Origin of the sequence: Sediminibacterium sp., assembly GCF_051860225.1 — a bacterium.
GTDB lineage: Bacteria > Bacteroidota > Bacteroidia > Chitinophagales > Chitinophagaceae > Sediminibacterium.
This window is the reverse complement of the sequence record NZ_JBHYEI010000001.1, coordinates 426,925-451,736: the sequence shown is the minus strand read 5'-3', so window position 1 is coordinate 451,736 and position 24,812 is coordinate 426,925. Positions and strand designations below refer to the sequence as shown.

Here is a 24,812-nt window from a genome sequence, read left to right as displayed (position 1 = left end):
CAATTGCCGGAGTATACTCCAAATGCAACACCATATGAAGAAAAATTCCGTTAAGGCGGTCCATCATTTAGTGGATACCTATCCCAAAGTGCCGCTCACTGTAGACTGTGTCATTTTTGGCTTTGAAGAGAATAAGTTGAAAGTCTTGTTGATCAAGAGTGATTTAGCTTTTTTTCAAGGAAAACTTTCTTTATTAGGAGACTTTGTTAAAAATAATGAAGACTTAGACGATGCTGCTTATCGTATCTTAAAAGCTCGTACCGGCATGAACAATGTTTTTTTAGATCAAGTAAAAGTTTTTGGGAAACCTGATAGACACCCTGGTGGTAGGGTAATCACCATTGCATACTGTTCTCTATTAAATATTCAGCATCACGCGCTTAAAATTCATGATAATGAATTGGATTGGTACGATTATAATGCATTAAAAGAAATGGCTTTTGATCATCTAGAGATTGTTCAGGAATGTCATGGTTGGCTTCAAAAAAGAATTCAGGAACACCCACTAGGCTTTAACTTGTTACCAGATAAATTTTCGTTACGTGAGCTTCAAAATTTATATGAAGCAATTTTAGGTGTTTCCTTAGATCGAAGAAATTTTAGGAAAAAGTTTGCTTCTATGGATTTGCTGATTGATACTAATGAAATGGAACAAGACGTTTCACATAGGCCTGGAAAATTATATCAATTTAATTTTGATAAGTACGAAAAGAAAAAGCAGAAATGGATTGGTATTGATTTTTAGTATTTCTGCTAATGTTCCTTTACTTTTACTCAAATACTATTGTATGCTTTATTCAATGACTGGTTACGGCAGAGCTGAACAAGCTATTGGCGATAAAAATTTTTTAATTGAAATCAAATCATTGAATGGGAAACAATTTGATTTACGGTTGAATATTCCCGCTTTACTAAAGCCGTATGAATTTGAAGTTCGTAATAGCTTGAATGAAGGACTACAAAGAGGTAGTGTAGAATGCAATATTACCATCAAAATGAATGGGGCAAATAAGCCTGTTACAATAAATACAGATTTGGCAAAAGCTTATTTTCAACCTGTTGCTCAGTTGGCGAACGAATTGGGATTAGAAACTGGCGATATTTTAAGTACCATTTTGAAATTACCAGATGTAATTACTCCTTCTACTGAAATGCTTACGGAATCGGAATGGGTTAGTTTCGAAAAATTGTTAAAAGAGGCTATTGCACAATTGAATAAACATAGACAAGAAGAGGGTAAATCAATTGAAGCAGACTTGCTGGTAAGGCTCAATAATATTGAAGTACAACAACAATTAATTACAACGCTTGAGCCATTAAGAAGAACTAAAATTAGGGAAGGCTTAATGAAGGTCTTAGAGGAAAATGTAGGGAAGGAAAACTATGATCCCAACCGATTAGAGCAGGAGCTAATATATTATATTGAAAAAATTGATATTAGTGAAGAGCAGGTTCGTTTGAATAATCATTGTGCTTATTTCAGAACCATTTTGGCTGAAGAAGTAATCTCTAAAGGGAAAAAGCTCTCTTTTATATTACAAGAATTTGGCAGAGAAATCAATACTACCGGGTCTAAAGCCTATGATGCTAATATGCAAAAAGCGGTCATTTTAATGAAAGATGAGTTAGAAAAAGCCAAAGAGCAAATTCTGAATGTACTCTAGATAATATCCTTCTTATGTATCTTTGATAAAATAGTTCATGTGAGAATTTATCTTAGTGCTTTCTTTGTTCTGTTGCTTTTAACGAGCTGTGAATCAAATGGTATTTTTGAAAAAAGTCATTTTTTTGCATCACATAGTTGGAAGTCTTCAGACCAATATTTTTTCAAATTCAATATAACTGATACCCAATCACTATACCATATTTATGCAGTTGTTCGTCATAAAGATGCATACCGCTACAATAATTTATGGATGAAAATTACCACTCAATCTCCTGGAGATACAGCTAAATCTCAATTACTTAATTTGCGACTTGCCGATAATCGAAAGGGTTGGATGGGTACCGGAATGGATGATATTTATGATCACCGAATTAGAATTACCCAATCCCCGTTAAAACTAAAAGCTGGAAATTATATTTTTGGAATTCAGCAGGCGATGCGCGAAGACCCTCTTCCTCATATGCTGAATGCAGGTATTCGTGTTGAAAAAATTGCAAAATGAGTACCCTTAAACCCCCAAAACTCGCTGTTGTTACTTTTGTTTATTGGTTTTTGTTGCTTTATATGATAGCGGCATTGGCTTGGTGGTTTATCGCTTTAGAGAAGCAGAACAGTGTAATGACTTCCATCAGAATTGCAGAATTATTGAAAGACGATCCCGATTACCTTAAAAAAATGGATGCTATACAAGAAATGAGCAATAGAAAAACAGCTCAATATATTGGAGAGGGTATCACTTTTTTAGCTTTAATTTTAGTTGGGGCGGTATATGTGTACAGAGCAACTAGACGTCAATTGAAATTTTCCGCACAACAGCAAAATTTCATGATGGCAATTACACATGAATTAAAAACACCTATTGCAGTAGCTCAACTGAACTTAGAAACTTTGCAAAAAAGAAAACTTGAAGAAGATAAACAACAGAAATTGATAGCGAATACCTTGCAAGAAGCCAATCGATTAAATACATTGTGCAATAATATCTTATTCACATCTCAATTGGATGCGGGTGGATATTCAGTAAGCTTTCAAGAACTTAACTTAACGGATATTGTTGAAACTTGTGTAGATGATTGTAAAAGTCGTTTTCCTGAAAGAATAATTAACGAAGCGATAGAAGAAAACAGGCTAATGCAAGGGGATTCTTTTTTACTCCAAATGTTGGTTAATAATTTACTTGAGAATGCATTAAAGTATTCACCCAAAAATCTGCCTATTCATGTTTCGTTGGTTACATTAGGTACAAAAATTGCTATATCAATTGCAGATTTAGGACAAGGGATAAATCAGCAAGAAAAGAAAAAAGTATTTGATAAATTCTATAGAAGTGGAGATGAGAATACGCGGAAAGCACAGGGAACAGGCTTGGGTCTTTATTTATGCAAAAAAATAGCAGAGGCACATAATGGCTACATTTCTGTGACAGATAATCAGCCAAACGGAAGTACTTTTACTGTATTATTCAATCTTTAATAATGACAGCAGAGAAAGCCAATATACTTGTAGTTGAAGATGAACTTAATTTGCATGAAGCACTTAAATTAAATCTAGAAATGGAAGGCTATGAAGTTACCTCTGCCTATGATGGTAATGAAGCACTTAAAAAAGTAGAAAATGCTTATTTTGATCTAATTATTATGGATATCATGCTACCTGAATTAGATGGTATTAGTGTTACTGAAAGTATCCGGGTACATAATAATGAAGTTCCTATTTTAATGCTTAGTGCTAAAAATGCTCCCGCCGATAAAGTATTAGGGTTAAAAAAAGGAGCGGATGATTATTTAACCAAACCATTTAACTTAGACGAATTACTCATTCGTGTTGCAAAACTGATTGAAAAAAATAAGCGTCTCCAAGTTAGAGAATCCATTGGTGATCAATATCATTTTGGGAAAAATATAATTGATTTTAAGGCACAAGATGCAGTTACTTGGAATGGATTAAGGGTAGATTTGAGTAAGAAAGAAGCTATGCTTTTGAAGCTTTTGATTGAAAATAAAGGAGAAGTTGTAACAAGAGAAAAAATTCTGCAAGTAGTTTGGGGCTATAATGTTTACCCTACAACTCGAACCATTGATAATTTTATTCTAAGCTTTAGAAAATATTTTGAAGAAGACAGCCGTCATCCTGTTTATTTTCATTCTGTTAGAGGGGTTGGATACAAATACACAGACTAAGTTAGTCTTGCAATATTTTCATCTATTTATTCGTTAAGGAGGGTACAAAAACGTGCCCATGTCTCTAGCATCTTTACTTGATTTTCTTGAACCCATTAACCTTGCTGAAATTTCTAATGATGAGGGGTTTAAAGATACCCAGATTGGTAAACATATTCTAGTTCACGAAGAAGAACTACCTGATATTTCAAACGCAGATTTAGTAATAGTAGGCTGTGGTGAAATGCGTGGCATGGGCATGCAATATACACTTACTGAAGCACCCAATGCTATACGCTCGCAGTTTTATAAACTATATTATTGGCATACTGAAGTTACCATAGCAGATTTGGGTAACATTAAAATTGGCGCTACACTTCCAGATAGTTATGCAGTTGTCAAAATGGTTGTATCGGAACTATTACAGATGGGTAAAAAGGTGTTAATTCTAGGTGGCTCTCATGATATAACAACACCTCAATATGCTGCCTATGGCTTACAAAATAAAATTATTGATGCGGTAACAGTAGATGCCAAAATTAACTTAGATATGGATAGCTTAGAGCCTGCTGATATGTTTTTAGTGGATATGTTTACAGGTATTCCTAATCATCTAAGGCACTACACACATATAGCTTTCCAAAGCTATTTCATGCATCCTAATATGTTGGAGACCATCAATAAACTGGGCTTTGACTGTTTCCGTGTAGGTAAAGTGAAGGAAGCCATCGAAGAAATGGAACCGGCTATCCGAAATAGTGAGCTCTTCAGTTTTGATATCGAAGCAATTCAATATTCACATGCTCCAACAAATAGAGTAACGCCTAATGGTTTAAATGGAGAAGAAGCGTGCACCTTAATGCAATACGCAGGCATGAGTACTATTTGCAATACCATCGGCTTGTATGGTTATCATGTTGCCAATGATGAACATCAAATGACAGCCATACAACAAGCACATATGATTTGGTATTTGATTGATGGAATTCATAGGGGGAAGCAAGAAGCTTCAATAGAAAATAGATCAGAATTTAATGAATTTACTATGGCATTTGCCGAAGTAGAAACGACTTTTTTACAAAGTAAAAGAACTGGTAGATGGTGGATGCAATTACATGATGGTAAATATGTAGCTTGCAGTTACAAAGACTATTTAGTTGCTTGTAACAATGATATTCCCGAAAGCTGGTTGAGAGCAATTGAACGTAGCTAAAAATGCCTTATGCAAAAACTATTTTATTTAGCTTTTTTATTATTTTTTGTGAGCTCTTGTAAAGTGCAAAAGACTGTGCAACAATCATCAAATGCTGTACAAGCTTCCATTTTACAACCAACGAATTTTATTGAACAACAGGCTAGATTGTTGATTTTAGATAAACCCGAATTATTGCCCGCTCATGTTGGTATCAGTTTATATGATCCTTCTGCAAAAAAGTATTTATATAATTATCAATCAGAAAAATATTTTATTCCTGCAAGCAATACCAAAATATTCACCTGTTATGCAGCGATGAAAAATCTGAGAGATAGTATTGTTGCATTTGAATATTTGCTAGATGAAGAAAATATCACCATTCGATTTACGGGAGACCCAAGCTTTTTACATCCTGATTTTGAAGACCAATTCGCATATGATTTTTTAAAAGCGAATGCACCTAAAATAACTATTGTAGCACCGCGATTTAACGCAACGGCTTTTGGAAATGGATGGGCTTGGAATGACTACGACGCTGACTATTCTCCTGAAAGATCTCCTATGCCTATTTATGGCAATTTGGTAAATTTTGGGAAAAACGGAAATCGAATTACGGTAACTCCCAAGGCATTTAAAGATTCTTTGGTTATTTATTCAAGTACAGAAGATGGTCGCTATGCAATTGAAAGAGATAAAGATCAAAATAATTTTACAGTTGTAAAAAGTAATCGTCCATTTATTGGAACGACAATACCCTTTGTTGTTAAAAAAGAAATGGATCAATTAATGATTCCTTTGTTAGAAGACACATTAAAAAGGGTACTTAACTATGCTAGTGCAGTGGCGATTGATCAACCCAACTGGAAAAAATTTTATTCTCAGTCAACAGATAGTTTGTTGAAAATAATGATGCATAGAAGTGACAACTTTTTTGCAGAGCAGACATTATTGATGGTGGGCAATGAGAAAATTGGTATAATGGATGACGCTAAAGTGATTGATACCTTATTAAAATCAGATATGATGGGGATGCCTCATAAGCCAAGATGGGTAGATGGAAGTGGTTTGAGTAGATACAATATGATGACGCCTCAAGATTTTATTTGGGTTTTAAATAAGATGAAACAAGAACAACCTTGGGAAAGGATAAAAACGATATTTCCTACTGGTAATACAGGAACTTTGGGCGGTTTATATAAAGGATACGAGAATAAAATATTTGCTAAAACAGGAACACTCACTGGGCATGTTGCTTTAAGTGGATTTATCATTACCAATCAAGGGAAGGAATTAATCTTTTCCATTATGGTCAATGCACACCAATCTTCAGCTGGCACCATTAGAAGATATATAGAGCAATTTTTAACAAGTGTAATCAACGAAAATTAATTAACGCTCAAACAACTGCTCTAAATAATTCCCCTTGTATTCAATATAGGTTGGTTTACCAGTAGGAGTGATGTTGGGCGTATTGCATTCAAACAAATTATTTATAAGACCTGCCATTTCCTTTTGGTCAAGGTTTACTCCCGTTTTGATGGATTGCTGTTTGGCCATACAACGGACTAGTTTTTCTTTTTTACTAAAATTGATATCGCTATTGAAATGTTTGAATTGTTCTATCAACATTTCTATTGCATGTTTTTCATTACCCACCACAATATCTGCTGGTGTTCCTTGAATTACAAATTGATGCTGTTCGTCTTTCTCAATTTGGTAGCCGATTAATTGAAGATCGGGTAATAGCTCCTGCAGTAAAACACTGTCTGATGCAGCTAAATCCAATGGAATAGGGAATAAACTTTTTTGAGTAGGGGCTTGTTTGGAATGAACTGCTTGGCTATACTGTTCGTATAGTACTCTTTCGTGTGCTAATTGTTGGTGGACCAATAAAAAGCCTGTTGTGGTAGTAGCAATAATATAGGTTTGTTGCAACTGCAAGTACTGTTGTATTTGAGGAATATTTAATAATCTTCCACCAGTATAGTATTCTTCTAAGACGGAGTCACTTGAAAATCCACCTATAGTTCCAGCGGTTTCAGTTGGCTTAAAAAAATCCTTCCAACTTTTTAATTCAGATTTATTAGTTGGCTCTATAAAATGCGCTTGGTGTTTTTGAGAAAATGTTTTGTACAAGCTAGATGATACTGCCGCTTCCTGATCATTTCTGGTAAAAGGTTTACTCACAGCAGCTAAGCCTTGTATATCTGCATTCAATGAAAAATCTAGAGAAGGTGCAATACTAAACTGAGCCAAAGCATGTTTAACGGCTGCTTGAACAAAAGCATAGATAATTTTTTCATCCTCGAATTTAATTTCTTGTTTAGTGGGATGAACATTGATATCTATTTGAGTTGGATCTAAGTCAATATATAATACATAACTCGGAAAGCTATCTTTGGCAATCATACCCTCAAATGCCGCATTAACTGCATGATTTAAATAGGCGCTTTTAATGAATCGATTGTTCACAAAAAAATATTGATCACCCCTAGTTTTTCTAGCAGTTTCTGGCTTGCCGATAAATCCAGAAATATTCATATAGTCCGTTTCCTCTAAAACATTCACCAACTTAGCGTTGTAACTATTTCCTAAAATTTGAACAATCCTTTGTTTATGACTACCTGCTTCTAAATGGTACACTTCTTGTCCATTACTATTTAAAGAGAAAAATATTTCCGGATAAGCCATAGCTACCCGAATAAATTCATCCATAATATGCCGCATTTCTGCTGCATTACTTTTCAAAAAATTTCTTCTTGCAGGAACATTGAAAAATAAATTCTTCATGCTAATGCTAGTGCCTTCTGATGCAATACATGCTTCTTGTTGAATCACTTTACTGTTCTCAACTTCTACCAATGTTCCTAATTCGTCTTCTGCTCTTTTGGTTTTCAATTCTACCTGAGACACAGCAGCAATAGAGGCCAATGCTTCCCCCCTAAATCCCATTGTTTTAATCTTAAAGAGGTCTTCAATTTGACTAATTTTACTAGTTGCATGCCTTTCAAAAGCCATTCGTGCATCTTCTGCACTCATTCCTTTTCCATTGTCAATTACTTGAATTAATGCTTTGCCTGCATCGTTCACCAATAATTTAATTTTGGTTGCTCCTGCATCCACTGCATTTTCTAATAACTCTTTAACTGCACTTGCGGGTCTTTGAATAACTTCTCCTGCAGCTATCTGGTTAGCTATATGATCGGGTAATAAATGAATAATATTGCTCACAATTAAATTCTTTCTACGCTACTGTTCAAATGAATAAAAGTTTGTAAAAATAAGATTCCTACTGCATCTACAAGGAAGAGTTAAGTAAATTTGCACTCAAATTAATAGAATATGCATCCAAAAGCTGCTATACAAAAGGTTCAGCGTAAATTATTGCCAGTAGATTATACTGTTACAGATTGGAATGGTTTGGAGCCTTATTTCAAAGAATTGAGTGAAAGAGAAATTAAGAATAAGACTGAATTAGAAGAATGGTTAGCTGATTTAAGTGAATTAGAGGCAGTAGTGAGTGAAGACGCATGTTGGCGACAAATAAAAATGACCTGCGATACCACCGATAAAAGTTTAGAAGAGGCATTTACTTATTTCTGCATGGAAATTCAACCCAAATTGCAACATTATGCCGATGCCCTCAATAAAAAATTAGTGAATTGTCCATTTACAGCAGAGCTAGATCAAGCAGCATACCATACTTATCTACGTTCGGTTAAAAAGAGTATTGAATTATTTAGGGAGGAAAATATTCCCATATTAGCCGAATTAAGTGTTTTACAGCAACAATATGGGGCCATTGCTGGTAAAATGACTGTTGAAGTAGAAGGCAAGGAGTTTACATTGCAACAAGCGGCTAAGTTTTTAGAAAATAGTGATAGAAAGCTTAGAGAAGCGGTATACTATAAAATTCAAGAGAGAAGAAAGCAAGATGAACAACCCATGCATGAATTGTATAGTTCATTAATTGCTAAGCGTCATCAAATAGCCCTTAATGCTGGATTTGAGAACTATCGTGATTATAAATTTAAAGAGTTGGGCAGGTTCGATTATACCAAAGAAGACTGCTTTCAGTTTCATGATGCGGTAAAGCAGTACGTACTTCCTTTGGTTAATGAAATTTATGATCGCAAAAAGCAAAAGCTCCTGCTAGATACCTTAAAACCTTGGGATACCGAAGCCGAACCAGCTGGTACTGCGCCTTTAAAGCCATTTACAACTGGGGAAGAATTGTACGAGAAAACAGTAAAGTGTTTTGATCAATTGAATCCTTTTTTCGCGGATTGTTTGCGCAAGATGAAAGAGATGAACCATTTTGATTTAGAAAGCAGAAAAGGCAAAGCCCCGGGAGGGTATAATTGTCCATTGGCAGAAAGTGGTGCACCTTTTATTTTTATGAATGCTGCTGGGCAAATGAGTGATGTTACAACCATGGTGCATGAAGGTGGACATGCGGTTCATTCTTTTTTAGCGCATCCACTGAAACTATCTGCTTTTAAAGAATATCCAATGGAAATTGCGGAAGTGGCAAGTATGGCAATGGAGTTGTTTAGTATGGATCACTGGCAGGCGTTTTTTGAGAATGAGGCCGATTTAAAAAGAGCTAAAGAACATCAGTTAGAAAGAACGATTACCATTTTCCCTTGGATTGCTATCATCGATCAATTTCAACATTGGGTATATGAACACCCTCAACACAGTATTGAAGAAAGAACCAATGAATGGATGCTCATTTTAAATGAATTCTCTACCAGCAGTATTGATTATACAGGGTTAGATGAATTTAGAAAAATTGGATGGCAAAGGCAGCTGCACTTATTTGAAGTACCATTCTATTATATTGAATACGGAATAGCTCAATTAGGCGCAATTGGATTGTGGATGCAGTATAAACAAAATCCTCAGCAGGCTTTAGAAAATTATATGAATGCTTTGAGTTTGGGAGGTACCAAAACCTTACCTGAACTATATAAAGCAGCTGGGTTAGAATTTAATCTAACACCAGCTTATATTAAAACTTTAATGGAATTCGTGAAGACCGAAATGGATCAACTTAAATAAAATCGATTTATTCAGGCTTAGGTCCGCTTGGTGGATTATTGCCTTGAGCTGGTCTGGGGGGTCTATTTTGTTGAGGCCCCCTGGGTCCTCGCGGTCCTTGCGGATTATTTTGTTGAGGTCTGCGTTGGCCTTGATTAGGACCCTGTCCTTGTTGTGGGGGTCTATTAGGACCACGTTGAGGTTGAGGGTTGTTCCCTTGCGGAGCTCGTTGTTGTGGTTGTCCTTGATTGCTTCTTTGTTGATCTCTTCTTCTTTTATCGTTTTTCTCTAATGATTTTAAGCTGATTTGGCCAACCAATTCAACAAATGCAGGTTCTGCCTCTTTTTGTTTGCTATTTACAATTTCTACCGCTTGTAATTCATCCACTCGTTGTCCTTGTTTATTCAAACGTTTAATTTCTTTAACCCGATCAATGGTTAATGGGTAGTGCTTGGTATTATTGGGTAGGATATACCACATTAAATTTTTGAAAATATCTTTTTTAATCAAGTGAGCAGTCCCCATTGAAGTATCCAATGTATCTGCATAATCTGGAAACTGCTGCAATGCATCTAAATAAGTGTCTAACTCATAATTTAAACAGCATTTTAATCTTCCGCACTGACCACTTAATTTAGTTTGATTAATAGATAGATTTTGGTAACGGGCAGCAGTTGTATTAACACTTTTAAAATCATTTAACCAGGTACTGCAGCATAATTCTCTTCCACAAGATCCGATTCCACCTAATTTAGCCGCTTCCTGACGAATGCCTATTTGCCTCATTTCTACTTTAATCTTAAAGTCACTAGCAAATATTTTAATCATTTCGCGGAAGTCTACTCGATCATCTGCAGTATAAAAGAAAGTACCCTTTTTGCCATCAGCCTGAATTTCTACTTCACTCAATTTCATTTGTAAATTCAAACTACGAGCAATAGTGCGGCTTCTAGCCAAGATTTCTTTTTCTCTACTTTTGCTAATTTCAAAGCTTTCAATATCTCTATCGGTACTTTTACGAAGTATCTTTTTGATTTCAGGACTAAACTCGTCTACTTGTTTTTTCTTTAATTGCATGCGAACCAATTCGCCTGTAAGACTTACTTCACCCACATCAAAACCACTTACACCCTCAACGGTAACGTACTCGCCTTTCTCTAAATATTGAAGGGTAGTATTTCTAAAAAATTCTTTTCTACTACCTTGTTTAAAGCTTACTTCAACAATCCTGCAATTGCTTTCAGGATCGCTAAAAGGCAAATTCATTAACCAATCGTGTACGTTTAAACGATTACATCCTCCCGTACTACATCCTCCGTTACTTTTACAGCCATTTGGCTTCCCCGTTCCACATGATCCACATCCCATATATATATAATAATAAGAAGTTCTTTAATATGTACCTATTTACTCAAAATTAGGGTTTTGTTCTGAATGATATGGTATAGTTTAATAGTAAGCGCTTGAAACAACATTTTAGCGTGGGCATTACGTTCAATAAAGTAAGCCGCTTTATCCAATTCTTCAATAATGCATTCCTGTTGACTAACAGAAGCTATTTTATTTAATCGTTTAGCAAAATCTTTTTCAGGAGCACCAAGTTTAACTAAGTCTTCACCAATTACCCTAATACGAATACTCTGTTCTAATAAATGATTAAAATAACGCAAAAATTGTTTTTGTTTTTCTCTACCCATTCTACCAATCTCGTCAATGAATTTTAGTTGAGCAGCAGGTCCAGTTTTAAGCATCGCATTTAACCATTCTCTTAGCAAAGACTGCCAGTCTTCATCGGCATGTTGCAAAAGTTGTAATGCCTCCCTATAATTCCCCTCACAAATACCTGTGATTTGCCGAGCAGTTTCTTCACTAGCTTTTGCACGTTCCATTAATGCTTTTTCAATTTCCTCGTCTTCTAAAGCTGGAATACGAACCAATTGACACCTACTCAAAATAGTAGGAAGCATTTGTTCTTCATTTTCGGCGACCAATAAAAAAATAGTATTCGGTGGAGGCTCTTCAATTAGCTTTAATAATTTATTGCCTTCTTTGCCTAAGTATTCTGGCATCCAAACAAGCAAAACCTTGTATTTGCTTTCAAAACTCTTTAAGCTAAGCTCTCTTATAATTTGATTACATTCTTCAGCAGTAATATTACCTTGCTTATTCTCAGCCCCAATACTTTGCAACCAATCATATACATTTCCGTAAGGCATGGTTTGTACAAAGCTTCTCCATTCTTCAATATAATCTGAACTAATAGGCTTATCACCCGATTTGCGAGGAATGACCGGATAAGTAAAATGTAAATCAGGGTGAACTAGTTTGTCTGCCCTTGCATAAGCAGACTCATTAGCTATCTGATTTGGGTGGATAAAAGCTGGCGTGGGTGCCAGAGCGGTCATTCCACCAAATAGGTCTTCAACTACTGGGGCTTCGGCAGGAAGACTCACGATATATTGAGCGAAAGCCATAGCTAATGGAAGACCACCTGCTCCTTCTTTAGCCAAAAACAACAATGCATGGCTAAGTCTGTTGTGCTCTACCATTTCAACTAAATGTTGTTTAATGGCTTCATGACCTATTACATCTGAAAATAGCATTGACTAAAATAAAGTAGTATAGAAATAAAAAAGAGAATGTGTTAACATTCTCTTTTTACAAAAATAGTTGAATAAACTACTTAACAAATTTTAATATTTCTTCGCTGTCTGGCTTCACTTTGCTTGGAAAATATTGTAATAATTTACCGTTTTCGTCTAATAAAAATTTTCCAAAATTCCAACCAACTTCTGCATCTAACACGCCATTCTCTGCTTTTGAAGTTAGCCATTTGTAAATAGGGGCTATATCACCACCTTTTACACTTACTTTACTTGCCATAGGAAAACTTACACCATAGTTGGCTTTACAAAAATCTTGAATTTCACTATCGCTTCCAGGTTCTTGGCCGCCAAAATTATTGGCAGGAAAACCTACAATCACTAATTTGTCTTTGTACTGGTTGTACACTTTTTGTAATGCATCATATTGTGGAGTGTAACCACATTTAGATGCAGTATTCACCACTAAGATTTTCTTTCCTTTAAACGAAGAGAAATCAATTGTTTTGCCTTCAATAGATTTCACTTTAAAACTATGAATGCTATTTACCCCTGTAAAACTAAAAGCGCTTAACATGATTAATGTTGCAATGGAAAGGATATATTTCATGACTTTTTATTTATACAACGAATGTAAGCGGATTTTGTTTAGCTAAGTGTTAAACGGTATAAGCGGCGGTAGCAATGCTAATAGAAGTTCCAGGTACTTGTAAGATGGCCCTACCGCAAGCTTCCAAACTAGCACCAGTAGTAATTACATCATCTACCAATAAAATATTTTTATTTTTTAATATACTAGGTTCGGATGCCCAAAATGCATCTTCCATGTTTTTCCAACGATTCAGTCGATTGCCTTGGGTTTGGCTGGTAGTGTAAACTAGTCTACTGACCCCTTGCGTACAGAGTTTTTTAGGCCAGACTTCCATGATCCCCTCGCAAATGATCCTTGCCTGATTGTATCCACGCTGAAATTCTTTTTTTGGGTGCAGAGGAAGAGGGATTAATAGGTCTATATGGCTAAAACGTTCGGATTGACTTAATTCTCTGCCCATGCACCTGCCTAAAAATCGACCAGCTGATAAATTATTCTTGTATTTCAATTGGGCAATCAAGTGCTGTACCAACCCAGATTTATAAAAATAAAAGCTTGAACCAGCCGCAACAATTGGAATTCTTCCCGTAAAAACCTGCTCAATAGGGTTATTGGAACGGTCAAAAAAATGGGTTGCAGGAAGGGCATGATTACATGCTGCACAAAGAAATGCATTGTGATGAATATAGTCTGCTCCGCAACCACTGCAAATATGCGGAAAGAATAATTGTTGAAATGCGTAAATGTAAGAATTGATTGGTATTGCCATAGTGTTAAACTAGGCTCAAAGCATTTCTTTTCTTAAAGTGAAAGCCGAAAAGAAAATAGTTTTTTAACGGTAAGCTTTAAAAGAGTTGTTGATAAACTTCATCTACTCTACTTAATGCAATTACTTGAATTGAAAATGTTTTGGGGTCAAAGCTTTTTTTATTGAATTTAGAAACGATAATTTTTTCGAAACCTAATTTTTGCGCTTCTGCAATTCTTTGTTCAATTCTATTCACTGCTCTAATTTCTCCATTTAATCCAACTTCACCTGCAAAGCAAATATTTTTTGGAAGAGGATTGTCTTCATAAGAAGATAATAATGCACATATTACTGCAAGGTCTGTAGAAGGGTCTTCGATTTTTATTCCACCAGCAATATTTACAAATACATCTTTTAAACCAAATTGAAATCCACCTCTTTTCTCTAAAACGGCTAATAATAATTGTAACCTTCTTAAATCAAAACCAGTCACCGTTCTTTGCGGCGTTCCATAAACACTAGGAGTAACCAATGCTTGTACTTCAATTAATAAGGGCCGCATTCCTTCTAATGCAGCAGCAATTGCACTCCCGCTTAATACTTCTTCTCTTTGTGCAATTAATATTTCTGATGGATTAGTAACTACTCTCATTCCTGCCCCACTCATTTCATATATACCTAGCTCAGATGTAGACCCAAAGCGGTTTTTAAGGGTTCTTAATATTCTATAGGCATAATGTCTATCACCTTCAAACTGCAAAACAGTATCCACCATATGCTCTAATATTTTTGGTCCTGCAATTGCACCATCTTTGGTGATATGACCAATTAAAAAAACAGGTGTATTGGTTTCTTTTGCAAAGCGTTGAAAAGATGCAGCACACTCTCTAATTTGTGAAACCGTACCTGCAGAAGAATCAATTAAATTGGATTGGATGGTTTGAATAGAATCTACAATTACTAATTCTGGTTTTAGCTTTTTGATTTCTTTAAAAATTATATTGGTATCTGTTTCGGTAAGGAGATAAAAATTATCGTTACTAATTTTTAATCTATCTGCTCGCATTTTAATTTGTTGCTCGCTTTCTTCTCCGCTGATATATAAAACTTTTAATTGTTTTATTAAAAGTCCGTTTTGCAAAAACAAAGTACTCTTACCTATGCCTGGTTCACCTGCAACTAAAACCAAACTACCAGGAACAATTCCTCCCCCCAACACTCTATTTAATTCTGCATCACTGGTTACAATTCTTTTTTCTTCTTTAAAGTCGATATCATTCAGCGCAATCGTTTTGTTGGTTCGTTTTTTTTCAGGATAATCTTCCCAAGTTGTTTTTTCTTTTGCATCTCCATTTTGAATTATTTCTTCTGAAAAAGTATTCCATTGATTACACGAAGGACATTTTCCAATCCACTTGGTACTTTCATATCCACAGTTGCTACAAAAAAAAGCGGTTTTAATCTTGCTCATAAAATGAAAATATAAGGGACTATTCAGGGAGATTATTAAACGCAAAAGGGCCAACAATAATGCTGACCCTTTTACTTACTAACCCATTAAATTCTACCACTAAATTACCAAAATAGGCCAAACTGCAAAATTAATTTTTGTGAAGGTTTCTGATTTTTAAATGGATATATTTTTCAAAATAATATAAATCAATGTAATATAGGTTATTAAATAATAATATATAAAATAAAACTATATATAAAACTTTTGTTGGTAAGTTTTTAGAATTTCAAAACAAAGGCTAGTCCAATCCACTATCTATACATGTTATAAATTCAGTAAGTTTTAACAAACCTTAAAAAAACCTTTAACAATTTCTTTACAAATGAATTTTTCGCTAATTTGGTGCCAAGCTGGTTCAATGATCAGCGCTGAACTAAAAAACTAATTATGAGAAAAAAACTGCTAGTAGGGCTTTTTGCTCTCTTCTGTGTTGTGGTTGCTCATGCACAAACAACCGTGTCAGGTAAAGTTACTGACGCTGCAAACGGCACCCCATTAGGTGGCGTAACAGTAAAAGCAAAAGGAACCGCTGTAACGGCTCTTACTGGAGCCGATGGTGCATACAGCATTAAAGTAACATCAAGTGTAAAAATATTAGTATTCTCCTATGTAGGATACAACGAAGTAGAAGCTCCTGTAAGAGGAACTTCTCTTGATGTTGCTATGAATTCAGCTGTATCTAATTTAAGTGAAGTAATTGTTACCGGATTTGGTGGCGCTCAAATCAAAAGAGAAGTTACTGGTAATATTGCTCGCGTAAAAGGCAAAGACATCGAATATATGCCAACGCCAAGCGTTGATGCTGCCCTTCAGGGTAAAGCTGCAGGTGTTTTTGTAAATAGCCAATCTGGTAAACTAGGGCAAGCTGTTACTGTTCGTGTAAGAGGTAACTCTTCCATCAGTGCGAATAGCCAGCCTCTATACGTATTAGATGGTATTCCTATGACATCAAATAGCCAAAGTTCTTACGGTGGTGCAACCAATCCTTTAGTTGACCTTAACCCGAATGATATTGAGTCTATTGAGGTGTTAAAAGATGCATCTGCTGGAGCTATCTTCGGTTCTAGAGCTGCGAATGGTGTAATTTTAATTACTACAAAAAAAGACGTGCAGGTAAAACACAAGTTACTTTCAACTACCAAACTGGTGCTGCTGAAGCAACTAAGCGTTTGAAAATGTTGAATTCTGAAGAATATGCAACCTTAATTTTAGAAGGGGCTAAATATCGTGATGATTTAGATGGTACTCCTTTGAATGATCCTGATAGCTGGACCACTTATGTTAAAGATGGAGTGATGGACTATTACAGTTATGGTAACTGGTCTAAAGACCCTAAAAAAACATATGATTGGCAAGATGCGGTTTTTCAAAAAGCACCTTACAGACAAGCTGATATGCAAATCAGAGGTGGTACCGATAAAACCAAGTTTTTCTCTTCATTCCAACATTTAGAGCAAACTGGTACTATGATTGGAAACGAATTATCAAGAACAACTGGTCGATTAAATATTGATCAAAAAGTAAATGATTGGTTGGATATGGGGGTTTCATTAAGCTTATCAAGAACGTTTAACAGACGTTTACCTGATGACAACGCATTTTCCAATCCTCTACAAGCGATTGCATTGATGCCAATGACTCCTTTTACTGATCCAAATACAGGATTACCTGCTGGTGCGCCTCCTGGAGATGTAAATATTCCATTGTACTACAATCCTGTTTTATCAGTAAATTATGCTAAGTATACACAAGATGTATACAGAACATTTGGTAACGCTTATTTAAAAGCTTATTTAGCTAAGGGATTAACTTTCCAAACTGAATTTGGTATGGACTATTTAAGCCAAAATGAAGAAGGTTATTTCCAAACCCAAACCGTTAGAAACCAAACAAGGGCTTCTAGAGGCTTAGGAACTAATAGAGGGGCATTTGTAACCAACTATAATACACAGTCTTATTTTAACTATAGCACGGTAGTTAAGAAGCATAATATCAGTGCTACTTTAGGTACACAGTACCAGCAATCTCAAGCTAAATACAACTTTACAGAAGGTACTGCATTCCCATCTGATTCTTATCAGAAAATTGCGAGTGCTGCTACTATTTCTGCTGGTAGTTCTTCTCAAACAGATTTCAGATTCTTATCTTATTTCTTAAGAACCAACTATACTTTCGATGAAAAATATATAGTTGCTGCGAGTGCGCGTATTGACCAGTCTTCTAGATTTGGTAAAAACTCAAGATCTGGTTTCTTCCCTGCGATTTCTGCTGGTTGGATTATGAGTAATGAGAAATTCTTACAAGACAATAAGTTAATTAGCTTCTTAAAATTACGTGCTAGTTACGGTATCGTTGGTAATGCTGAAATTGGTAACTTCCCTCAGTTAGGTCTATTCTCTGGAGATGCAGGTTATGCTGGTGCAGCTGGTCAGCGCCCATCTCAATTGAGAAATGATAATTTGAAATGGGAAACTACCAAGCAATTTGACATAGGTATCGACTTCGGTATCTTAAATAACCGTATTACCGGTGAAATTGACTACTATGTAAAGAAGACTGATGGTTTATTATTAAACGTAAACATTCCTGCAACTACTGGTTTTAATAGCCAAGTAAGAAACGTAGGTAAGTTAGAGAACAGAGGTTTTGAATTTGTATTGAATACCCAAAACCTAATTGGTGCTTTCAAATGGAATACCAGCTTTAATATCGCTCGTAACATTGGTAAAGTAACTGATATTCAAGGTCAAATTATTGAAGGCGGTATCAGCAACATGAACCGTGTGGAAGAAGGATATGCAGTGGGTGTATTCTACACACCACAATATGCTGGAGTTGATCCTGCAAATGGAAACGCTTTATTCTATTTGAATACCAAGAATGCAGATGGCTCTTTAAATAAGGGAACCACTAGCAACTATAATTTAGCACAAAGAGTTGTAGTTGGTGATCCAAACCCAGACTATATCTTAGGTATAACCAATAACTTCTCTTACAAAGGTTTTGATGCATCTATTTTCTTTAATGGTGTATTGGGTAATGAGAATAATATTTACGGTATGGGTAGATACTCTTCTGCAAGTATGTTATACGAAGACAATAATACTGCAGACCAGTTAAGAAGGTGGCAGAAGCCAGGAGATATCACTGATGTACCTCAAGTGCGTTTGTATAGAGTGAATGGTTCTCAGGCAAGCAGCCGTTATATCGTTGATGGTTCATATATCCGTTTAAGAACTGTTTCTTTGGGTTATACTTTCAATGCAAAGCAATTGTCTAAATTTAAAATCGAGCGTTTAAGAGTGTATGTATCAGCTCAAAACTTGTTAACTTTTACCAACTATACTTATTGGGATCCAGAAGTTAATGCTGACTCATTTGATTCAAATATTGCTAAAGGAAATGATTTCTATACATCACCACAGCCAAGAACTATTTTATTTGGCGTGAACGTAGGCTTTTAATTAATTAATACTAACTATTATGAAAATATTAATCAACAACATGAGTAATTACTTTAAGGCAGCATTGCTTTTAGGTGCGATTACGATGGTAGGTTGCGAAAAGAGATTAGATATTGCACCAACACAAAGTATTGCTGATAACTTAGCCTTAAATACAGAGGGGGACGTTTTAGTTACACTAGTAGGTGCTTATGATGGGGCACAAAGTGCAGCTGCCTACGGTGGAGATATCATGGTATTGAATGACCTAATTGGTAATTCAACCAATATCAATTTCACGGGCACTTTTGCTGGATTATCAGATGCCTATCAAACCCAAATGGTTTCTGACAATGGATTCGCACGTGATACTTGGGCTGCTTGTTATAATACAATCAACCGTTGTAACAATGTGTTAACTGCTGTAGCAAAAGTGACTTCTTCAACTGCAAAAAGAAATTCTGTAGAGGGTGAGGCGTTAATGCTTAGGGCTTCTATGTATTTTGAATTGGTAAGATTATATGCAAAATTTGTGGGAGATGGAGATTATGCAACTAACCCTGGTGTTCCTTTGGTTTTAACACCAACTGGAAACGTAACCGATGCAAACTATCCTGCAAGAGCTACTGTAAAAGCAGTATATGATCAAGTAATTGCTGACCTTACAAAAGCAGAATCTTTATTGCCTAACTCAAATGGCAACTACGTAAGCAAATGGGCTGCTGCGGCTCAGTTGAGTCGTGTTCATTTAATGGTAAAAGATTATGCTGCTGCAAGAGATGCTGCTAATAGAGTTATTGCTGGAAGTGGTAAAAACTTAGCTGCAAATTTTGGTAGCAACTGGTTTACCTTCATCAATAATGCAGGTGCTACTCCAGGGGAATATTTATTTTCTTTGAAAGTAACTGCACAAGACGGAACCAATTCTCAGAATACCTATTTCGGAAGAGCTATCGGAACTATCCCTGGTACTGCAGGAAGAAGTGATTGTAAAATCAGAGCGACTCATATCAATGCCTACGAAGCGGGTGATTTCAGAAAAGGGTACTTCATTTTAAGTGGTGGTAACAACTATACTTTGAAGCATTTAGATCGTTTTGGTGATGTAGCAATTATTCGTTTGGCTGAAATGTTCTTAACACGTGCAGAATGTAACCAACGTTTAAATACTACTGTTGGTGCTACTCCAGTAGCTGATATCAATAGAATCCGTAATAGAGTTGGTTTGCCATCTTTAGTGACCGTTTCACTAGCTGATATTACCAAGGAAAGATCATTTGAATTAGCATTTGAAGGTCATAATTTGATTGAAGCTAAGCGTTTACAAACACCTGTTGGTACACTAGCTTGGAATGATCCTAAGTTAATATTACCTATTCCTAGAAGAGAGACTGATGTAAATAAGAATCTTGTTCAAAACGCAGGATATTAATTCGTCACTTAAATAAAGAAAACCCCGGTCATTTTATATGAACCGGGGTTTTTATTTTGTATTTTTTTATTAGAGTTTTATCTCTTCTTCATGTTCGTTAAAAAATCTAAACTCTACTATATGATAATTGGTATTAGCTTTAATATTGATTTTAGTTTTGAATTTTTTATTCCATTTTCTAATAATAGAGTTAAAAAATATTCCTTTTGTTAAATGAGAGTAAACGATAGGATTTACCATCAATGTTAAATTCTTGTGTGCATGAGAAGTTAGGTAAGACAGGCGCTTTTCAATTTCATCTTCTAATAATAAAGTTGAAGTGATTTTACCAGACCCTTTGCATACAGGACAAACTTCAGAAGTATTTATATTCACTTCAGGACGCATTCTTTGACGCGTAATCTGCATTAATCCAAACTTAGAAATAGGTAGTACTGAATGTTTGGCTCGATCGGTTTTCATAAAGCCTTCCATAGCTTCCTGCAATTTCCTTTTATTGTCAGGCAACTTCATGTCAATAAAATCTACTACAATGATGCCTCCAATATCTCGAAGTCTGAGTTGTCTGGCCATTTCCTCTGCCGCTTCCAAATTAGTCTGTAAGGCATTCTCTTCTTGATTATTACTTACACTTTTGTATCCACTATTTACATCTACAACATGTAATGCTTCGGTATGCTCAATAATCAAATAAGCACCACTAGGTAAATTAACTGTTTTGCCAAAAGAGCTCTTTACTTGTTTGGTAATTCCATAGTGATCAAATATCGACAACCCATTTCCCTGAAATAAAGTAACAATGTCTTTTTTATCTGGTGCAATTCTTTCTATATAAGCCTGTGTATCATTAAAAATGGTTTGATCATTCACTACCACTTTATTGAAGTCTGCACTTAAGAGGTCTCTTAGAATACTAGTTGTTTTTGTTTCTTCACTTAGAATTCTAACAGGTGCAACTGCTCCTTTTAATTTTTTCTGAATGCTGTTCCAATTGTCGATAATACTTAACAAATCTTGGTGAAGCTCTGCAGTACTTTTACCTTCTGCTGCGGTTCTTACGATGATTCCAAAGTTCTTGGGTCGTATAGCTTCCACAATTTTATGTAAACGTTTTCTTTCGTCGCTAGAATGAATTTTTTTTGAAACAGCAACAATTTCATTGAATGGTGTCACTACAACAAAGCGACCTGGTAAGGAGATTTCACAACTTAAGCGAGGTCCTTTTGCAGCAATTGGCTCTTTCAAAATTTGAACTAGCACATTTGGTTTCCCATTTAGTACTTCATTGATTTTTCCTGTTTTTATGATTTCAGGTTCCGTTTGAAATTTCGAAAAATCAAATCCATTCGGATCTTTATCGTGCATTGCCAATTGAGTATACTTGATAATAGACCTTGCATATGGACTTAAATCCGTATAATGAAGAAATGCATCTTTTTCAAAACCAACATCTACAAATGCAGCGTTTAGTCCAGGAATCAGCTTTTTTACTTTACCTAGGTAAAGGTCTCCCACAGCAAAGTTCATATCTGTACTTTCACTATGTAACTCTACTAGTTTTTTATCTTCTAATAAAGCTATTTCTACGCCAGTACTACCAGCATTGATAATTAATTCTTTGTTCACGGGCTTGCAACTTTATAATACATTAACAGGAACCTAATTGCAGGGTCTGTCATCTACTTAGTCTAAACTGTGCTGCTGAAGAATGAGGAGGAGGAATAAAGTTGCAGAAATGAATGAGCAGCAGCAAAAGGTAGATAAGTACTAAAAGCATTGCACCATTTGGTACAATGCTTTTAAATATGTGCAAAAGGAGAATTATTTATTCTTCTTCTTATGACGATTTTTTCTTAGACGTTTTTTTCTTTTGTGCGTCGCAATTTTATGACGCTTTCTTTTCTTACCACAAGGCATACAAAGAGATTTAAATAGTTAAACAATAATTTATTTTTTCAATTCCATGATTCGGTTGTTCAGTTCTTCTTTTGCCTGTGGAATTTTAACCAATTCTTTTGCTTTTTCATAATAAACAATAGCATTGGTTTTATCTCCTTTAAGGTCGTAACATTCTGCTATATGAAAAATAGCTTCAATATTGTCAGGTTCCTTTTGCACAATCAGTAAAAAACGTTCAATCGCTTTATCATATTGACCACTTTTTTTACCTCCGAGCGCAAGCATCATTTGCCCATAAATATTTCCAGGGTTCTTTTCTACTACTTGACGAATCATATTAATGCCTTCCATAGGGTTAGAACTAATATTGCCAAATAGGTAACAAGAACCTAGTCCAATTCTGCTTGAATCATTTGCAGGATTGATTTTAAGGGCATTCTCTAAAAGAACTTTCGCATTGTTTGCTAACCATGTTTGCATGGCTGGATCACCAGACATCATCAGGCGGTCTAAAAACAAGCGGGCGGCAAAGGTGAGGCTTTTTTCAGAATTTTCCAACTTCGCAGCCTCAGAAGTATAATAAGCATATAATTCAAACTTTCTAGCAGAGTCTAACCAGAATCTAGCTATTTCATGAAATGCATGAATTTGCTGTTCTTTTACATCACCTCGGGTTACAGAATTCTCTAGAGCAGTAAGCCTTTGCGCTTGATTTGGCGTAATATTTTCCTTTGCTGCAGCAAGTATGGCTTTAAAGTCTATTTTTTGTGATCCATCCGCAGAATGATCGTGCCCATCTCCTTCAGCATGTGTAACTGCTGATTTATCAGGAACAGTTTTGCCACCAATGTATAAAGCTATACAAAGTATTAGGGCTATGGCAGAAAGAACGTATTGTTTCTTTTTCACGTGAAGTTCAGTTTCGGCAAAGGTAACTACTTACGATTGCTTTTTACCTCACTTACAAATTCTTTAGCAGGTTTAAATGCAGGAATAAAATGTTCAGGAATTTCAACTGCAATATTTTTTTTAATATTTCTGCCAATTTTAGCTGCCCTTTTCTTTGTAATAAAGCTGCCAAACCCGCGTATATAAATGTTTTGACCTCGAGAAAGGTTTTCTTTTACTTCCTTAAACATAGTCTCAAGTGTCACTAAAACATCTACTTTTGGTATGCCGGTTTTTTCGGAAATGTTATTGATGAGATCTGATTTTCTCATTATTAATTGTTTTTATAATAAGTTACAATCTTAAAGTAACAAAAAAAAGGTGAATTTCCCAAATAACAACCGCATTTTTTTAAGACAGTATCAAATAATTCAATTAGTTACAGTTGTAAATTTGATTATATATTAAATACAGACCCGATTATTAGACCTGCATGGCCAATAAAACTATTTCAAAAGAGATTTCTTTACAATGGTTCACTCAACAATTAATGAGCTGGAATAAAGTAAAGAATAAAAGGAAAATGCCTTGGAAAGGAGAAAAAGATCCATATAAAATTTGGTTGAGTGAGGTCATATTGCAACAAACAAGGGTAGAGCAAGGGCTTGATTATTATAATAAGTTTATTCAGTATTTTCCTACTATTATAGCGCTAGCAGAAGCAAAAGAGGAGCAGGTTTTTAAATTATGGGAAGGCTTGGGTTATTACAGCCGATGCAGAAATTTATTGCACACCGCTCGCTTTATTGTATTCGAACTGGAAGGCAAATTCCCCACTGAATATGAAGCAATTCTAAAATTAAAGGGAGTGGGTCCTTACACGGCAGCGGCTATTTCATCTTTTGCATTTAATTTGCCTTATGCAGTAGTAGATGGTAATGTTTTTAGGGTAATTGCTAGATACCTTGGCATAGACACTCCTATAGATACCCTTGAAGGAAAAAAACAATTTACAGCACTTGCACAGCAACTATTAGACCATAATCAACCCGGCAGATATAATCAAGCAATTATGGATTTTGGAGCTACTGTTTGTAAACCAGCATTACCTAATTGCAGCAACTGTATGTTAGCTACCCATTGCCATGCGTTTTTAAATACTCAGGTTAATCAATATCCAATTAAAACAAAAATAATTAATCGGAAAAAGCGCTGGATATATTATATGGTTTTTCATTATAAGGACGCTATTGGAATTAGACAAAGACAGCAAAAGGATATATGGCAAGGATTACATGAATTTTATAGTGTAGAATCAACAACATCAATTCAGTGGAATGAAGAAACGATTTTACAATGGTTACAGGAACAACTAAATTTAAAAACAGCTTCAGTTTTATATATTTCGTCAATAAGTAAGCAGCAGTTAACCCATCAGCAAATTTCAAGTCAGTTTATTCATATTAAAATAAAACAGTTGCCTATGCATTTAGGAGGCCTTATATGGATAAAAGAAAGTGATATTCGTGAATTTGCCTTTCCAAGAATAATAACTGCTTATTTAGAGTCTTTACATATAAAAAAACCTAAGATGGTAATTAAATAAAAAAAAGGTAATTTTAAGAAGCAC

Annotated in this window: 20 protein-coding genes and 1 pseudogene; 12 read left to right on the top strand and 9 right to left on the bottom strand. The window is 35.3% G+C overall.

Going from position 1 to position 24,812, the window contains the following annotated elements; genetic code table 11:
• Positions 1–34 precede the first annotated feature (34 nt).
• From ACTIEI_RS01850 to ACTIEI_RS01820, 7 genes are read left to right on the top strand one after another with little or no spacing between them, the layout of a single operon-like run.
• Positions 35–745 (top strand): NUDIX hydrolase, encoded by a 711-nt coding sequence (locus ACTIEI_RS01850; RefSeq protein WP_439504573.1) that lies wholly within the window; start codon positions 35–37, stop codon positions 743–745.
• A 43-nt stretch (positions 746–788) separates the two neighbouring features.
• Positions 789–1,664 (top strand): YicC/YloC family endoribonuclease, encoded by an 876-nt coding sequence (locus tag ACTIEI_RS01845; RefSeq protein ID WP_439504572.1) that lies wholly within the window; start codon positions 789–791, stop codon positions 1,662–1,664.
• Positions 1,665–1,703: 39 nt separating this feature from the next.
• The gene (locus ACTIEI_RS01840) at positions 1,704–2,168 is read left to right on the top strand and encodes a gliding motility lipoprotein GldH (protein WP_439504571.1); all 465 of its coding nucleotides are present in this window, start codon (positions 1,704–1,706) and stop codon (positions 2,166–2,168) included.
• A complete protein-coding gene (locus ACTIEI_RS01835; protein ID WP_439504570.1) occupies positions 2,165–3,139 on the top strand; it encodes a sensor histidine kinase in 975 nt (324 codons plus the stop codon). The genes ACTIEI_RS01840 and ACTIEI_RS01835 overlap by 4 nt, the downstream gene beginning before the upstream one ends.
• A gap of 2 nt (positions 3,140–3,141) precedes the next feature.
• A complete protein-coding gene (locus tag ACTIEI_RS01830; protein ID WP_439504569.1) occupies positions 3,142–3,846 on the top strand; it encodes a response regulator transcription factor in 705 nt (234 codons plus the stop codon).
• 58 nt (positions 3,847–3,904) lie between these two features.
• Positions 3,905–5,038, top strand: a complete 1,134-nt coding sequence (locus ACTIEI_RS01825; RefSeq protein WP_439504568.1) for an arginase family protein — start codon at positions 3,905–3,907, stop codon at positions 5,036–5,038.
• A gap of 9 nt (positions 5,039–5,047) precedes the next feature.
• A complete protein-coding gene (locus ACTIEI_RS01820; RefSeq protein ID WP_439504567.1) occupies positions 5,048–6,409 on the top strand; it encodes a D-alanyl-D-alanine carboxypeptidase in 1,362 nt (453 codons plus the stop codon).
• Here the strand turns inward: ACTIEI_RS01820 and mutL are convergent, their stop codons facing one another.
• Positions 6,410–8,251 (bottom strand): DNA mismatch repair endonuclease MutL, encoded by a 1,842-nt coding sequence (gene mutL / locus ACTIEI_RS01815; protein ID WP_439504566.1) that lies wholly within the window; start codon positions 8,249–8,251, stop codon positions 6,410–6,412.
• 111 nt (positions 8,252–8,362) lie between these two features.
• Between mutL and ACTIEI_RS01810 the strand changes: the two genes are divergently transcribed.
• Positions 8,363–10,084 (top strand): M3 family oligoendopeptidase, encoded by a 1,722-nt coding sequence (locus ACTIEI_RS01810; protein ID WP_439504565.1) that lies wholly within the window; start codon positions 8,363–8,365, stop codon positions 10,082–10,084.
• 7 nt (positions 10,085–10,091) lie between these two features.
• Here ACTIEI_RS01810 and ricT read toward each other — a convergent pair whose 3' ends face one another.
• From ricT to radA, 5 genes are all read right to left on the bottom strand, one after another.
• Positions 10,092–11,432 (bottom strand): regulatory iron-sulfur-containing complex subunit RicT, encoded by a 1,341-nt coding sequence (gene ricT, locus ACTIEI_RS01805; protein WP_439504564.1) that lies wholly within the window; start codon positions 11,430–11,432, stop codon positions 10,092–10,094.
• Between the two features lie 35 nt (positions 11,433–11,467).
• Positions 11,468–12,667: an ATP-binding protein gene (locus ACTIEI_RS01800; RefSeq protein WP_439504563.1), complete on the bottom strand. Its 1,200-nt coding sequence runs from the start codon at positions 12,665–12,667 to the stop codon at positions 11,468–11,470.
• Positions 12,668–12,743: 76 nt separating this feature from the next.
• Positions 12,744–13,277, bottom strand: a complete 534-nt coding sequence (locus ACTIEI_RS01795; protein WP_439504562.1) for a glutathione peroxidase — start codon at positions 13,275–13,277, stop codon at positions 12,744–12,746.
• Positions 13,278–13,326: 49 nt separating this feature from the next.
• Positions 13,327–14,028: a ComF family protein gene (locus ACTIEI_RS01790; protein ID WP_439504561.1), complete on the bottom strand. Its 702-nt coding sequence runs from the start codon at positions 14,026–14,028 to the stop codon at positions 13,327–13,329.
• Between the two features lie 76 nt (positions 14,029–14,104).
• On the bottom strand, positions 14,105–15,478 hold the full coding sequence (radA, locus tag ACTIEI_RS01785) for a DNA repair protein RadA (protein ID WP_439504560.1): 1,374 nt from the start codon (positions 15,476–15,478) through the stop codon (positions 14,105–14,107).
• Between the two features lie 429 nt (positions 15,479–15,907).
• On the opposite strand from radA, the gene ACTIEI_RS01780 reads away from it, so the two are divergent.
• From ACTIEI_RS01780 to ACTIEI_RS01770, 3 genes and pseudogenes are all read left to right on the top strand, one after another.
• Positions 15,908–16,693: a TonB-dependent receptor plug domain-containing protein gene (locus tag ACTIEI_RS01780; RefSeq protein WP_439504559.1), complete on the top strand. Its 786-nt coding sequence runs from the start codon at positions 15,908–15,910 to the stop codon at positions 16,691–16,693.
• Positions 16,681–18,984: pseudogene (locus ACTIEI_RS01775) on the top strand (SusC/RagA family TonB-linked outer membrane protein); the annotation flags it as partial. The gene ACTIEI_RS01780 and the pseudogene ACTIEI_RS01775, both read left to right, overlap by 13 nt.
• A 19-nt stretch (positions 18,985–19,003) precedes the next feature.
• A complete protein-coding gene (locus ACTIEI_RS01770) occupies positions 19,004–20,395 on the top strand; it encodes a RagB/SusD family nutrient uptake outer membrane protein (protein WP_439504558.1) in 1,392 nt (463 codons plus the stop codon).
• 69 nt (positions 20,396–20,464) lie between these two features.
• Here ACTIEI_RS01770 and ACTIEI_RS01765 read toward each other — a convergent pair whose 3' ends face one another.
• The 3 genes from ACTIEI_RS01765 to ACTIEI_RS01755 form a co-directional block, all read right to left on the bottom strand.
• The gene (locus ACTIEI_RS01765) at positions 20,465–22,021 is read right to left on the bottom strand and encodes an Rne/Rng family ribonuclease (protein ID WP_439504557.1); all 1,557 of its coding nucleotides are present in this window, start codon (positions 22,019–22,021) and stop codon (positions 20,465–20,467) included.
• 321 nt (positions 22,022–22,342) lie between these two features.
• Positions 22,343–23,203: a tetratricopeptide repeat protein gene (locus ACTIEI_RS01760; protein WP_439504556.1), complete on the bottom strand. Its 861-nt coding sequence runs from the start codon at positions 23,201–23,203 to the stop codon at positions 22,343–22,345.
• Positions 23,204–23,229: 26 nt separating this feature from the next.
• A complete protein-coding gene (locus ACTIEI_RS01755; protein ID WP_439504555.1) occupies positions 23,230–23,514 on the bottom strand; it encodes an HU family DNA-binding protein in 285 nt (94 codons plus the stop codon).
• A gap of 161 nt (positions 23,515–23,675) precedes the next feature.
• Here ACTIEI_RS01755 and mutY point away from each other — a divergent pair, with 161 nt between their 5' ends.
• Entirely contained in the window at positions 23,676–24,788 is a 1,113-nt protein-coding gene (gene mutY, locus ACTIEI_RS01750) for an A/G-specific adenine glycosylase (protein ID WP_439504554.1), read from the top strand.
• Positions 24,789–24,812: the final 24 nt, after the last annotated feature.